Raw genomic sequence first — 13,204 nt, forward strand, 5'->3', positions numbered from 1 at the left:
AAACGTTACAGAATTTTGAAAACTCTGTTTCAATTCATTTTAGTTGTAATTGGAGCGAGAACTTGTTACATATGAAGTATAGCAATTTAAAAGGGGGCAGTTTTGTGAGACATGCGCTCATTACAGCCGGTACGAAAGGTTTAGGAAAGCAAGTAACAGAAAAGTTATTGGCTAAAGGCTATTCAGTAACAGTAACGTACCATAGCGATATCACGGCTATGGAAACGATGAAAGAAACATATAAAGATGTGGAAGAGCGTCTACAATTCGTGCAAGCGGATGTCACGAAAAAGGAAGATTTACATAAAATAGTAGAAGAAGCGATGAGCCGTTTTGGCAAAATTGACTTTTTAATTAATAATGCTGGTCCATATGTATTTGAACGAAAAAAGTTAGTTGATTATGAAGAAGATGAATGGAATGAAATGATTCAGGGAAATTTAACAGCGGTATTTCATTTATTAAAACTTGTCGTTCCGGTCATGAGAAAACAGAACTTTGGCCGTATTATTAATTACGGATTTCAAGGGGCGGATAGTGCACCGGGATGGATTTATCGTTCAGCTTTTGCCGCAGCGAAAGTAGGACTTGTTTCATTAACGAAAACAGTTGCTTATGAAGAAGCGGAGTATGGTATCACTGCGAACATGGTATGTCCTGGTGATATTATTGGCGATATGAAAGAGGCAACTATTCAAGAAGCACGTCAGCTGAAAGAGCATAACACACCGATTGGTAGATCTGGAACAGGTGAAGATATTGCAAGAACCATTTCGTTTTTATGTGAGGACGATTCCGATATGATTACCGGTACAATTATTGAAGTGACTGGTGCAGTGGATGTTATTCATAGACATCGATAGAATAAAATAAGATGAAGTTTCGAATAATTGGACAGTTTATCCATTGTGCTGAGAGGTGCGGATAATACTGTCCTTTAATATAAAATTAAATCTATCGGAAAACTCGTGTTATTTTTTTGTCAAATATTGAGATATTATGTTAAAATATAAGAGCGTAGAAAGCGCTTTAAAAAATGATTCAGGGGTCATTTCATAACTCAAGGGGGAACTAATCATGCGTATCGGTATTCCAACAGAAATTAAAAACAATGAAAACCGTGTGGCAATGACGCCAGCGGGAGCAGTACATTTAGTACAAAATGGTCACGAAGTTTTTGTTCAAAAAGGAGCAGGTTTAGGATCTGGCTTTACAGATGAAGAATACGTACAAGCTGGTGCGAAACTTGTAGAAACTGCTGAAGAAGCATGGAATCAAGATATGGTTATGAAGGTAAAAGAGCCAGTAGCAAGTGAATACGGCTATTTCCGTGAAGGCTTAATCTTATTCACATACTTACACTTAGCTCCAGAACCAGAATTAACGAAAGCATTAATCGATAACAAAGTTGCATCAATCGCATACGAAACAGTACAATTAGACAATCGTTCTTTACCATTACTTGCACCTATGAGTGAAGTGGCTGGTCGTATGTCTGCACAAATCGGTGCACAATTCCTTGAGAAAAACAAAGGCGGTAAAGGTATTTTACTTGCAGGCGTTCCAGGGGTAAAACGCGGCAAAGTAACAATCATTGGCGGTGGTCAAGCTGGTACAAACGCAGCTAAGATTGCAGTAGGTTTAGGTGCAGATGTAACAATCATTGATTTAAGTGCAGAACGTCTTCGTCAATTAGATGATATTTTCGGTAACCAAGTAAAAACATTAATGTCTAATCCATACAACATTGCAGAAGCTGTTAAAGAATCTGACCTTGTTATTGGAGCAGTATTAATTCCGGGTGCAAAAGCGCCAAAACTTGTAACTGAAGAAATGATTCAATCAATGGAACCAGGTTCTGTCGTTGTAGATATCGCGATTGACCAAGGTGGTATTTTCGAAACAACTGATCGTATTACAACTCATGACAACCCAACTTACGAAAAACATGGCGTTGTTCATTATGCAGTTGCTAATATGCCAGGTGCAGTTCCACGTACGTCAACTCTTGCATTAACAAACGTAACAGTACCATATGCAGTACAAATTGCTAACAAGGGCTACAAAGAAGCTTGCTTAGGCAACACTGCATTATTAAAAGGTATTAACACATTAGATGGTTATGTAACATTCGAAGCAGTTGCGGAAGCTCACGGCTTACAATACGCTGATGCAAAAGAGCTTCTTGAAAAAGCTCCTGCTTTATCATAATAGAAATACATTTGAGACCTTCCTTTTCGTGAGGAGGGTCTTTTTTATATGGAGAAATAACATGTGAATAATTGTTATTTATTGGTGTAAATCGATTTTTATTATGATAATTTAGAATTATATAATAAAAAGAGGGGATTCGATGGGGAGCAAAAAGAGGAAGAAAAAACAGGCAAAGAGACAAAGGTATATAAAGAACAAAAAGGAACAGAACATACCTTTTTCACAAAAAGTAGTCATTACGATAGAGAAAACATTTCGGTATATTTGTATGGCTCTGTATGTAATTTTGTGTATGTATTCATTTGGAGTGTTTTACAGTTTTGGGATAACTCCCAATATTATTGAGAGCATTCTAGAATTTATACTTGTTGTAATAGAATTAGCCTTATTCGTTATACTCTTTGCTACAGTATGGCCTAGTCATGAAAGTAAAAAAGATAGAAAAAGAAGCAAAAAATCTTCATACGCTTCAAGCTCATCAAGTGGATTCGGTGACTACAGTAGCAATGACTGTAGTAGCTCAAGTGATGGTGGAGGAGATTAAGTTAGTTTTTTAGAAGAACGACTAATGAAAGGATGGGACGAAAGATGGAGACTGTGAACTTAATAGAATTAACAAAGGATATTAAAGATCAACATAAAAACTTCGTCGTTTCAAATATAAACAGTCATTGCTTACGAATCGCTGTATTTACTGGTGAATATGATTGGCACTATCATTCTAATTCGGATGAATTATTTATTGTGTTAGAGGGAGAATTACTTATTGATTTTGAAGATGGAGAAACAGCGGTTTTAAAGCCAAATGATTCAATCTTAATTCCAGCATGTAAGATTCATAGAACGAGAGCATTAAAGAGAACTGTAAATCTTTGTTTTGAACATATAGAGGCGGATACGATTAAAGTGGAGCAATTATGAAAAAATTATCCGTAGCCGAGTATAGAAAAATCCTTCCGATTTTAGAAAGTCATACAAAAACGACGACGTTTGCTTATGCGGTATGTGATCAAGTGATAGATGGTGAGATTTTTGCAAACGAGAAATTAACAGCAGGACTAATTCGTACAGCTAACGGTATTTATTATTTATTTGGTGATACTGATGATCAAAATTATAACGAAGATTTATTTTCTTTTATAAAAAAGGCTATTGAAAAAACAGAGAAGAGATTTACATTGTTCTCTTCGAGTAACGAGTGGGAAATGATGATAGAAGAACGTTTTAGTCATGTACTTCGAAACATTCCGCGAATGAAATTTCAAAGCGTAACCTTTGAAGAGAGAAAACGAGATTGTAACAAAAATACATATGAAGTGAAGCGTATTGATAGAAGAGATATAGAACGAAGCAGTGAATTTAAAGAGGAGTACTACAAAGAATATTGGGGATCAAAAGAAACGTTTTTGAATAGTGGTTTTGGATTTTGTATAGAACAAGATGGGATAATTGTAGCTGAATGTGTCTCGATATTTAGCGGGAATGGTTATGCTGAAATAGATATTGCAACACATGAAGCGCATCAAGGGAAAGGATTAGCTCAAGCTGTTGCAACACGGTTCATTGAACATTGCATGCAAAATGATATTATACCGAGCTGGGATTGTTATGTAGACAATATTCCTTCGCGAAAATTAGCTAGTAAATTAAGTTTTTATCATCCAATAGAATACAGTTTGTTTGTACGTAAGAAAACGGGGGAAGAAAAATGAATGTAGAATTAACGAGATTTAAAGTTAAGCCTGGTAAGAGTCATCGAGTAAATGAATGGATGCAGCTTCTGAATGACAATATGAAAGAAGTACTTTTGACATTAAACGACGAAAAGATGTATGTTGAGACAATTTTCCGGGAAATAAGAGATGGAGAAGAGTACTTATATTGGTATTCTGTGCAAGGAGAAGGTGGGGCTCTTGTCGAAAATTCTCAGCATGAAATTGATAAAAAGCACTTGGAATTTTGGTATGAGTGTATTGATGAAGAAGCACCCTCTGTTGATATGAAAACAGAAGTCGTTATGATTCAAGATGTTGTGAATGACGCGATGGAATAATAGAATAGTATTTCAGAGAAGCGCATCAAAATGGATGTGCTTTTTATTATGAAACAATTTATAAAAGCTGCATTTGGATGTCTTTAAGTGAAAATAAAGAGGGATACTGAGAATATTTTAGGATAAACTATAAAGTGAAACTTTAATCAGTGTGGGGTTCATCCCCCATCTAACTTCTTGCTTCCGCTGAATTTTGATGTGAGGTCTTACTGCCCGTTAATGCGGGATAAAGAAATAAAAAACACGAAACCAAAAGACCTACCAATATACGGTGTAGTCGTAACAGGCAAAACAGAGGATTTACAAAGTTTACAAGGAGCACCATATATTAAGGCTGCTGTAAGAGGTGTAACAGTTGAGAAATATTGATTACAAGCAATTAATGTGAATAATCAGAAAATTTATGTTATAATATGGGAAAAGGAGGTTTATATGAGGCAAATACATGGAGCAATTTATATTTACATAACAATGTTTTTCGTGGCGGTATCCTATGGATTGGGGCACGTGTATTCGCATCCTATACTAACTTTTTTAAGCGGAGCATGTATGGCGTTTGCGCTTCTTGTCCACCTTTTCTCAGTTTGGATCGTGAAATTTCAATTAAATATTAGTGAAATAGAAGAAGGCACTTTTTGAGTGGCCTTCTTTTTTTAATAATATTTTGGAAGTTCTTGTAGCAATTTTTCAATTTCGCATTCTGTTTCTTCACATATAGAAAGCTTGCGCAGTCTGAAAAATAAGCTGCGTAAGAAAGATTTTATATTTCCGTATAGAAACTCGTATGATTCAATATGTAATGTTTGTTTTTGAACGGGTAATTGAGCTACTAAATCACGAAGGGCTAATATGAGTGCTTCTTCCTTTAAGCCATTTTGTAGCATTGCGACAATCGGATAAACGATACGTTCATCTTCTTCATATTTGTAATAGATGGAATGAACACAAACTTTGTTTAATAAAGTTTGTAATATTTCTTCGTAATATAAAGTTTCCAGTTTAGGACTATTCACAAGCGCCTCAAATGTATCAGAAGCATGAGCGATACTATGTGCCCAGCCGTGTTTTTGCACATATCCCCGGAAATCATGTTCGTTGTTCATATATAGAATTAGTTGATCTTTTACATTTGAAATATCAGTCTGTGATAAGAAATTATGATTTGTATCAGCATCAATAATGAGGGCAATTAATAATGTTGTAAATGCTCGGGTAAATACCGCATCTTCATCATCTGAATGAATCTTATACAATAAATATTTTTCACCGATGCTTTCTAATAATAGTTTCTGTAATTGTGTGTGTGAAAGATATTCCTTCTTGATGAGATGAAAAAAAGTAGAGTAGATGAGTTTGTCCCTTAAATAGCTATCAGTATCGCCAATTTGCTCAAGCATATTGGAATTTAAAGAATCAATGTTAAGTGTGTTATCCAGTATGTAATTATTATTACGAATTTCTTCTAACTGTTGTTGTAACATATAAACCCCCTGTTTTAGAAAATTCTGTATTTTAATAGTATAATAGAAGGAAGAAATAGACAATAAATAAGTGCATTTGAATGGAGGGGCATGATGAAGAGAGCTTTATTCTTTTTCATTAGTATTTTCTTTTTAGGAAGCTGCTCGATTTGGTATTTTACTTTTTCTAGCGAGAGCAAAAGTTGGACTGGACAATATAAAGGGCATATTAAGGATGACAGTGAAGATGGAATGTTTACGTTTCAATATAAGGGCGGGGATGGAAAGACAGAATTTAAAAACTTAGAGATTGCTATTAATGGAGCCTTTAGTACAATGACACAAACGTCAGAAGTTCATAGAGGAGCAAAGGTTGAAATGAAGTCTTCTTGTGTAAGTTGCGCGCCTATCTCTAAAGATGAACCTATAGAAGTTGTGATTAAATGGGATGATAAGTATGAGGAGAAGATGGTGTTAAATTTGAAATAGCCTAGAGTAAGGAGTTAAAAATGAATAGGCATATGAAAATTGTTATGTTTTTAAGTGTATTTCTAGTCGTATTATCAGCGTGTGATACAAAACAAGTAGAGCAAGTAACGGTAAAAGAAGTACCTAAAGAAGGGTATATCATATTAAGAAATGACACGATGTTTTTTGCCGATGATAAAACGGTTGAAACAAAAGTAGAGTTGCAACATTATATAGAACAACAAATGAATAAAGAGCATCCAGCACATATAGTCTTGAGCTTTAAGGACAAAGACGCATATAAACAGTTAAAAACAGGGGATAAAATAAAAGTATGGTTTTCTCAAATACTTGAAAGTTATCCAGCAAAAATGATTGTAGAGAAATTTGAAATAGTAGGGAAATAGAAAAAGGCAGCACTCCCGCTGCCTTTTTCTATTATTTTACAAATTGTAACTCTTTCGGGAATTTCGTTAAAATTTCTGATCCGTCTTTTGTGATGTAAATATCATCTTCAATACGAACGCCACCTACGTTTGGTACGTAAATACCAGGTTCGATTGTGAAGACCATACCTTCTTTTAATGGAGACTCGTTACCAGCTTTTACATCTGGATATTCGTGTACGCTAATTCCAAGTCCATGACCAAGTCGGTGTGGGAAGAAGTCTCCGTAACCTGCATCTGCAATAACAGAACGAGCAGCGTTGTCGATTGCGCCAAGTGTAACACCTGGTTTACATGCTTCAACTGCTTGTAGTTGTCCAGCAAGTACGGTGTTGTAAATACGAGTTTGTTCTTCAGAAATCTCGCCGAATGCCACTGTACGTGTAATATCAGAGCAATAACCGTCAATGATTACGCCTAAATCAAATAGTACGAAATCACCGCGTTTCATTTTGTTTGCGCCAGGAATACCGTGTGGAAGAGCTGAGTTCGCACCTGCTAATACCATCGTATCAAATGACATTTTATGTATGCCTTTTGTTTTTAATTCGTGTTCAATAATTGCTAATACTTCTAGTTCACTACGATCTTCTTTAATTGCATTTACACCAACTTCAACAGCATAGTCCGCCATTTTAGCTGCTTCGCGTAAAATAGAAAGTTCTTTTTCATCTTTAATTAAACGAAGTTCGCGAACTTTCTCCTCAGCTGATTTGAAAGCTGCATTTGGGAATAATTTCGTTAATTCTTCGTAGCGCTCTACGTTTAAATGTTCTTTTTCAATTGCAACTGCATTTGCATTGATGCCGCGGTCTTTAATTGCTTTTGCAATCATATCCCATGGTCTGTCAGTATCAGTAAATCCGATAATTTCATGTGCCCAGCCAGCGTTACGTGCTTGACCTTCTTCCATTTTAGGGCAAATTAAAATAGGTTCTTTTTCTTGGAATACAAACATACCAAGTAATCTTTCGTGTGGTTCACAGTGGAAGTTTGTCATGTAGAAGACGTTTGGTGTAGAAGTTAAGAACGCAGCTTCTACGTTTTTTTCTTTTAGCCATTGCATTAAATTTTCTAATCTAGCATTCATCTATTGGCACCCCCGAGATATTTAATTACAAATATAACTTTAACTCGGAAGAAAGTGTTATGACAAGTAAATAGATGTTAGAAAAGACAGGGAATTGAAAAATCATGTAGAATAAAAAGTGAGAATGTGAATAGGGGAGGAATGTAATAATGAAAGTATCTTATCATGGACATTCAGTTGTGAAAATTGAGGCGAATGAAAAAGTTATTTTAATTGACCCGTTTTTAACAGGTAATCCGAAAACAGATTTAAAAGCTGAAGATGTAAAAGTGGATGCAATTCTTTTATCGCATGGACACGGTGATCATGTTGGAGATACAGTAGAGCTTGCGAAGAAAAATAATGCAGTTGTTGTAGCGCCATTTGAACTAGCAACATTTTTAAGTTGGCAAGGTGTAAATACACACCCGATGCATATTGGGGGTTCACATGAATTTGACTTCGGAAAAGTGAAGTTTACACAAGCATTCCACGGCTCTAGTTATATTGATGAAGCAAATAAGACGATTACATATACAGGTATGCCAGCAGGTATTTTATTTACAGCAGAAGAGAAAACTGTATACCACGCAGGAGATACTGCACTATTCTCTGATATGAAGTTAATTGGGGAATTAAATAAAGTTGATCTAGCATTTTTACCAATTGGTGATAATTTCACAATGGGGCCAGAAGATGCTGTACTAGCGGCAAAATGGATTAATGCGAAAACTGTTGTACCGATGCATTACAATACGTTCCCAGTTATTGAACAAGATCCATATCAATTTGTAGAAAAGCTACAAAATTGTACAGGGAAAGTATTAGAAGCTGGAGAAAGTATTACACTATAGAAAAGAAACCCTTCATTTGAAAAGAAAAGTGAAGGGTTTTTTACGTGTGTAGGACAGCTTTTAATGCTTGTATTTGTTTTGGTGATTCTTCTCTTTTGGTACGTGGTTGTTCAGGTGTTTCATTCAATTCCATTGCAACTTTTTTCCCATCTACGAAAGCTAAAAATACAGCACCTACAACCTCTAAAAGTTTTTTCATCATGTGTTCGCTCCTCTGTTTTATTTCTTGTCTTAATTGTATAGGCAATTAAGTGGGCGAACTATCGAATGAGATGACAATAGCATTACATTGTTGTAATAGAATGACTGGTGGAATGTAAGCGTCATTTTGTTATAAAAAAAATAGTACAGGTATGCAAAGAGAGAGTGTAACAGTTTTGAAAATATAGTATACTGAAAGTACAACACATGAAGAATTTAGGGAAAAGAAAGTATGGTGAAACCATTTGGCTACCAAGCATAACCAAATTTTAGAACATATTAATAGCCTGCCAGTAGGCCATAAAATTTCTGTAAGACAAATTGCGAAAGATTTGAGTGTAAGTGAAGGGACCGCTTACCGTGCAATTAAAGATGCAGAAAATAAAGGATATGTTAGTACAATTGAACGTGTCGGAACAATTCGAATTGAACAAAAGAAGAAAGAGAATATCGAAAAACTGACATATGCAGAAGTCGTTAACATTGTCGACGGTCAAGTACTTGGAGGCAGAGAAGGACTACATAAAACATTAAATAAATTCGTAATCGGAGCTATGAAATTAGAAGCGATGATGCGCTATACAGAAGCTGGGAATTTACTCATTATTGGTAACCGTACCAATGCACATGAATTAGCGCTAGAAACTGGAGCCGCTGTATTAATTACGGGCGGATTTGATACGGAAGATCATGTGAAGAAATTAGCAGACGAATTAAAGCTGCCGATCATTTCAAGTAGCTACGATACATTTACGGTCGCAACGTTAATTAATCGTGCAATTTATGACCAACTTATTAAGAAAGAAATTGTACTCGTTGAAGATATTTTAACGCCAATTGAAGAAACGTTATATTTAAAGCCGAGTGATACAGTACAGCAATGGCATGCATATAACGAAGAGACAATGCACGGAAGATATCCAATTGTCGATGAAAGTAACAAAGTACTAGGAATCGTAACTTCAAAAGATATGATCGGAGTAGCGAAAGAAACACCAATTGATAAAGTAATGACAAAACACCCAATTACAGTGAACGGTAAAATGTCTGTCGCAGCTGCGGCACGTATGATGGTGTGGGAAGGAATTGAATTACTTCCTGTCGTTGAGGAAGGAAACAAACTGCAAGGTATTATTAGCCGTCAAGATGTACTTCAGGCACTGCAAATGATTCAACGTCAGCCACAAGTTGGAGAAACCATTGATGATATTGTAACGAATCAATTTATGACACCAAAAGAAGCGAAGAATGAGCATCTATATCAATTTTCGGTGACGCCGCAAATGACGAACTCAATCGGGACGTTATCGTACGGTGTATTTGCAACAATTGTGACAGAAGCGACAAATCGCGTCATTCGTGCGCAAAAGAAGAGTGATTTAATTGTTGAAAACTTAACGATTTATTTCGTAAAGCCGGTTCAAATTGATAATGTTGTATCTGTTCATCCGAAAGTATTAGAAATTGGACGTAAATTTGGTAAGGTCGATGTAGAGGTGCATCATGAAGGTAATGTTGTTGGAAAAGCATTACTTATGGTTCAGTTAATCGATAAATAAAAAGATGGAACAAATCGTTTTGATTTGTTCCATCTTTTTTTGTTGTTTTAAATTTGAAAGGCATGATTTTAGATGGGAGTTTTAGTGAAATATGTATGGGATGGAGTGGAAAAGTAATGTGAGAAAAGACGGAATAATAATTCAATTCAGTTGTATATTGTGTTATGATTATATTGTAAGAAAATGGAATCGCGAGAGGTGGTATGCATTATGTCGTCAGCCGTACTCTTTTTTGGTAGTATCGCACTATTTTACTTTCTTGTAATGATACCGATTCAATATTTATATTTACAAGGTTTACATGAAAAAAAGGAAAAGACAGGATTATCTCAGCGAGAGCTATATGAAAAAATGTCTTTTGGAGAAGAACAATTACATTTTCACGTACAAGGGAACCCATTTAATATACCATCTGCGTTTGTTGCGTATATGATTTTGAAAGTTAAGGGACGTAAAAAAGCATCACAATATTGATGCTTTTTTACGTTGCTTCATAGACTTCAGCTTCTTTAACTGCTAATGGCAAGAAATGTTTGTATTGGCGAAACCCGTTAAATACACTTGCACTACCAAATAGAACGAATAAAACACCAACGATAATACGAGCGGTTGAAAGTTCTAAAAAGAATTGGTTTATCCCGAAAAATAAAACGAATGAACCGAGTGCCATTGCGGATTTTCCTGAGAGCCAACCTTTCTCCATTGGGCGGTTTGTACGAAAGTATTTTGTTTTGTAAAAGAGGTACAACATAAATGAGACGATAATACAGAAGACTAATACTGGCATAATGAACACTCCCATCGCTTTGTGAAAAATAATAGAAAAGAAAAAGAAATATCTAAACTTTCTAACTTTTATTATAAAGCAATTGTTCGCATGTATGAAATATTTTCCGTTATAATGGAGGATAAAGTGAAGAAGTTGATTAAAAAGGAGATTATACATATGCATGAGCAAATTTTAGGAGCAATTAAAGAGTTTGATACAATTATTATTCATCGCCACGTGCGTCCGGATCCAGATGCGTTAGGTTCACAGGGTGGTCTTGGTACAATTCTACAAGAATCGTTTCCAGAGAAAAATATTTATACGGTTGGGTACAATGAGCCGTCACTAGCATACTTACGAGTAATGGATGATATTGAAGATAGTGTATACGAAAATGCGCTTGTTATTGTTTGTGATACTGCGAATCAAGAACGTGTTGACGATCAACGCTATACAAAAGGGAAGATGTTAATTAAAATTGATCATCATCCAAATGAAGATCCATATGGAGATATTACGTGGGTAGATACGACAGCGAGTTCTACAAGTGAAATGATTTATGAGTTTTATAACTATGGGAAAGATAAAGGATTAAAAATAACAAAAGAAGCAGCCCGCCTTATTTTAGCAGGAATTGTTGGAGATACAGGTCGTTTCTTATTCCCGAATACGACAGCAAAAACACTTCGTTACGTAAGTGAGCTTGTTGACATGGGTGTGAAATTCACAGATTTATACAATGAGATGTATAAGACAAAAGAAAAAATTGCTCGTTTAAACGGTTATATTTTACAAAACTTTACGATGGTAGAAGAAGGAGCAGCTTACATTAAATTAACGAAAGAAGTATTAGAAGAGTTTGATGTACTTCCTTCTGAAGCATCTGGTGTTGTTGGAGCGCTTGGCAATATTGATGGATTAAAGGCGTGGGTTCTATTTTTAGAGGAAGACGACGTAATTCGTGTTCGTCTTCGTTCAAAAGGACCAGTTATAAACAAATTAGCAATGCAATATAACGGCGGGGGGCATCCGATGGCTTCTGGTGCGAAGGCATCTTCTTGGGAAGAAGCGGATCGTCTTTTTGCTGATTTACGTGAGATTTGTAAATAAGAGACTATATGTTAGAACGAAAAGAAGGAGCGGCGCTAAAGCCCTCCTTCTTTATTTTTCTTTCTCTATAGTAATGCTAATTTCAAGCACTGTATCAAAAGATATTGTATCGACTTTAAAACGGTATAGCCGATCGTAATGTTTGTACGTTTTATTTTCGATTACCTTTTTAAGTAAGTCTTTATTTTTTGCGATACTTTGAATGTTTTTCGTTAAAAGATGTTGGAGGTCATTATGGATAGATGTAGTCATATTTTCGAGTGTGAGATTGTCTAAATCGTATTTTTCTCGATTAATAAGTTTTATTTTAATCTCTTGAATGGTTAAGAGCCGTTTATTTTCAGTGTTCAATTTTTCTTGATCTTCGAGAAGGACGTGGAGCTTTGCTTCTTGTTTTTCTATAATTTCTCTTTGTTCTGCTATTTTACTAGCTTGTTCTTCTTGAAAAACACCGTATATGTACAAAAAAATAAACCAGCTCAACACGCCTCCAACAGCAGCCCCAGCTAATACTAAGTACCATCTTTTTGCTGTATTGGCACTTGGTACTCTCATACATGTTCCTGCGTTAGCCATTTAATAATAATGAGACCTGTTTGCATACCACCAGTTGCGAAAAAAATAAGGAGAATTTGCTTTACGATATCTTTCATATCTCCGCCAAAGAAACTTCTTTCAAAGCTATAAAAGGTATCGAATGTTCCGCCGATTGCTGCAACGAGTGCCCAAATTCTTAAATTTTGGGCGAATTGATTAATGTAAGTTAGAGCTGGTTTTCCGATAAGAAACGCACCAAATCCACCAATTAATGAACCGCCAAGTATAACCCCAAAGGCAATAAAATAACTAATAATAAGCAGAGAGAAAAAAGTATGTTCTCTTACATCCATCGTCATTCCCCTTTCTTCTTCATATATATGGACAAAGTATAAGAAGTATGTTTTGATTTCCGCTTTCCTCATCACCTATAATAAAAGTAGTCAAATAGGTAAAGAGAGGGT

General features: G+C 35.5%; 19 protein-coding genes and 1 pseudogene. 14 read left to right on the forward strand and 6 right to left on the reverse strand.

The window, feature by feature from the left end; translation table 11 throughout:
* Positions 1–71 precede the first annotated feature (71 nt).
* From MR136_RS00690 to MR136_RS00725, 8 genes and pseudogenes are all read left to right on the forward strand, one after another.
* The gene (locus tag MR136_RS00690; protein WP_002024902.1) at positions 72–863 is read left to right on the forward strand and encodes an SDR family oxidoreductase; all 792 of its coding nucleotides are present in this window, start codon (positions 72–74) and stop codon (positions 861–863) included.
* Positions 864–1,077: 214 nt separating this feature from the next.
* Positions 1,078–2,211 (forward strand): alanine dehydrogenase, encoded by a 1,134-nt coding sequence (gene ald, locus MR136_RS00695; protein WP_001219403.1) that lies wholly within the window; start codon positions 1,078–1,080, stop codon positions 2,209–2,211.
* A gap of 142 nt (positions 2,212–2,353) precedes the next feature.
* On the forward strand, positions 2,354–2,758 hold the full coding sequence (locus MR136_RS00700; RefSeq protein WP_000534944.1) for a hypothetical protein: 405 nt from the start codon (positions 2,354–2,356) through the stop codon (positions 2,756–2,758).
* A gap of 44 nt (positions 2,759–2,802) precedes the next feature.
* Entirely contained in the window at positions 2,803–3,135 is a 333-nt protein-coding gene (locus MR136_RS00705; protein WP_000450925.1) for a cupin domain-containing protein, read from the forward strand.
* Complete coding sequence (locus MR136_RS00710; RefSeq protein ID WP_103622269.1) at positions 3,132–3,926, forward strand: GNAT family N-acetyltransferase; 795 nt, start codon at positions 3,132–3,134, stop codon at positions 3,924–3,926. The genes MR136_RS00705 and MR136_RS00710 overlap by 4 nt, the downstream gene beginning before the upstream one ends.
* The gene (locus MR136_RS00715) at positions 3,923–4,267 is read left to right on the forward strand and encodes a DUF6176 family protein (protein WP_242259225.1); all 345 of its coding nucleotides are present in this window, start codon (positions 3,923–3,925) and stop codon (positions 4,265–4,267) included. The genes MR136_RS00710 and MR136_RS00715 overlap by 4 nt, the downstream gene beginning before the upstream one ends.
* Positions 4,268–4,495: 228 nt before the next feature.
* Positions 4,496–4,636 (forward strand): annotated as a pseudogene (locus MR136_RS00720) (anti sigma factor C-terminal domain-containing protein); the annotation flags it as partial.
* 63 nt (positions 4,637–4,699) lie between these two features.
* Complete coding sequence (locus MR136_RS00725) at positions 4,700–4,906, forward strand: hypothetical protein (protein WP_001248908.1); 207 nt, start codon at positions 4,700–4,702, stop codon at positions 4,904–4,906.
* A gap of 14 nt (positions 4,907–4,920) precedes the next feature.
* On the opposite strand, the gene MR136_RS00730 is transcribed toward MR136_RS00725, so the two are convergent.
* Positions 4,921–5,748 (reverse strand): DUF2785 domain-containing protein, encoded by an 828-nt coding sequence (locus MR136_RS00730; RefSeq protein WP_242259226.1) that lies wholly within the window; start codon positions 5,746–5,748, stop codon positions 4,921–4,923.
* Positions 5,749–5,841: 93 nt separating this feature from the next.
* On the opposite strand from MR136_RS00730, the gene MR136_RS00735 reads away from it, so the two are divergent.
* On the forward strand, positions 5,842–6,216 hold the full coding sequence (locus MR136_RS00735) for a hypothetical protein (RefSeq protein ID WP_000816717.1): 375 nt from the start codon (positions 5,842–5,844) through the stop codon (positions 6,214–6,216).
* A gap of 20 nt (positions 6,217–6,236) precedes the next feature.
* Entirely contained in the window at positions 6,237–6,602 is a 366-nt protein-coding gene (locus MR136_RS00740; RefSeq protein ID WP_001079377.1) for a DUF3221 domain-containing protein, read from the forward strand.
* A 31-nt stretch (positions 6,603–6,633) separates the two neighbouring features.
* Here MR136_RS00740 and pepQ read toward each other — a convergent pair whose 3' ends face one another.
* Entirely contained in the window at positions 6,634–7,731 is a 1,098-nt protein-coding gene (gene pepQ / locus MR136_RS00745; protein WP_000994026.1) for a Xaa-Pro dipeptidase, read from the reverse strand.
* 149 nt (positions 7,732–7,880) lie between these two features.
* On the opposite strand from pepQ, the gene MR136_RS00750 reads away from it, so the two are divergent.
* The gene (locus tag MR136_RS00750; protein ID WP_000868918.1) at positions 7,881–8,564 is read left to right on the forward strand and encodes a metal-dependent hydrolase; all 684 of its coding nucleotides are present in this window, start codon (positions 7,881–7,883) and stop codon (positions 8,562–8,564) included.
* Between the two features lie 40 nt (positions 8,565–8,604).
* Here the strand turns inward: MR136_RS00750 and MR136_RS00755 are convergent, their stop codons facing one another.
* Positions 8,605–8,766: a hypothetical protein gene (locus tag MR136_RS00755; protein ID WP_000976303.1), complete on the reverse strand. Its 162-nt coding sequence runs from the start codon at positions 8,764–8,766 to the stop codon at positions 8,605–8,607.
* A gap of 244 nt (positions 8,767–9,010) precedes the next feature.
* On the opposite strand from MR136_RS00755, the gene MR136_RS00760 reads away from it, so the two are divergent.
* Both MR136_RS00760 and MR136_RS00765 read left to right on the forward strand, forming a co-directional pair.
* A complete protein-coding gene (locus tag MR136_RS00760; protein ID WP_000201572.1) occupies positions 9,011–10,324 on the forward strand; it encodes a CBS domain-containing protein in 1,314 nt (437 codons plus the stop codon).
* Between the two features lie 210 nt (positions 10,325–10,534).
* Complete coding sequence (locus MR136_RS00765) at positions 10,535–10,798, forward strand: DUF3949 domain-containing protein (RefSeq protein ID WP_000093045.1); 264 nt, start codon at positions 10,535–10,537, stop codon at positions 10,796–10,798.
* Between the two features lie 7 nt (positions 10,799–10,805).
* On the opposite strand, the gene MR136_RS00770 is transcribed toward MR136_RS00765, so the two are convergent.
* Complete coding sequence (locus MR136_RS00770; RefSeq protein WP_001144776.1) at positions 10,806–11,111, reverse strand: YtpI family protein; 306 nt, start codon at positions 11,109–11,111, stop codon at positions 10,806–10,808.
* A gap of 159 nt (positions 11,112–11,270) precedes the next feature.
* On the opposite strand from MR136_RS00770, the gene MR136_RS00775 reads away from it, so the two are divergent.
* Positions 11,271–12,203 (forward strand): DHH family phosphoesterase, encoded by a 933-nt coding sequence (locus tag MR136_RS00775; protein WP_000545136.1) that lies wholly within the window; start codon positions 11,271–11,273, stop codon positions 12,201–12,203.
* Positions 12,204–12,254: 51 nt separating this feature from the next.
* Here the strand turns inward: MR136_RS00775 and ytrI are convergent, their stop codons facing one another.
* Both ytrI and MR136_RS00785 read right to left on the reverse strand, forming a co-directional pair.
* The gene (ytrI, locus tag MR136_RS00780) at positions 12,255–12,758 is read right to left on the reverse strand and encodes a sporulation membrane protein YtrI (RefSeq protein WP_001265736.1); all 504 of its coding nucleotides are present in this window, start codon (positions 12,756–12,758) and stop codon (positions 12,255–12,257) included.
* A complete protein-coding gene (locus tag MR136_RS00785; RefSeq protein WP_002005839.1) occupies positions 12,755–13,168 on the reverse strand; it encodes a YtrH family sporulation protein in 414 nt (137 codons plus the stop codon). The genes ytrI and MR136_RS00785 overlap by 4 nt, the downstream gene beginning before the upstream one ends.
* Between the last annotated feature and the right edge of the window lie 36 nt (positions 13,169–13,204).

The organism is Bacillus cereus group sp. BfR-BA-01311 (genome assembly GCF_022664295.1).
GTDB lineage: Bacteria > Bacillota > Bacilli > Bacillales > Bacillaceae_G > Bacillus_A > Bacillus_A cereus.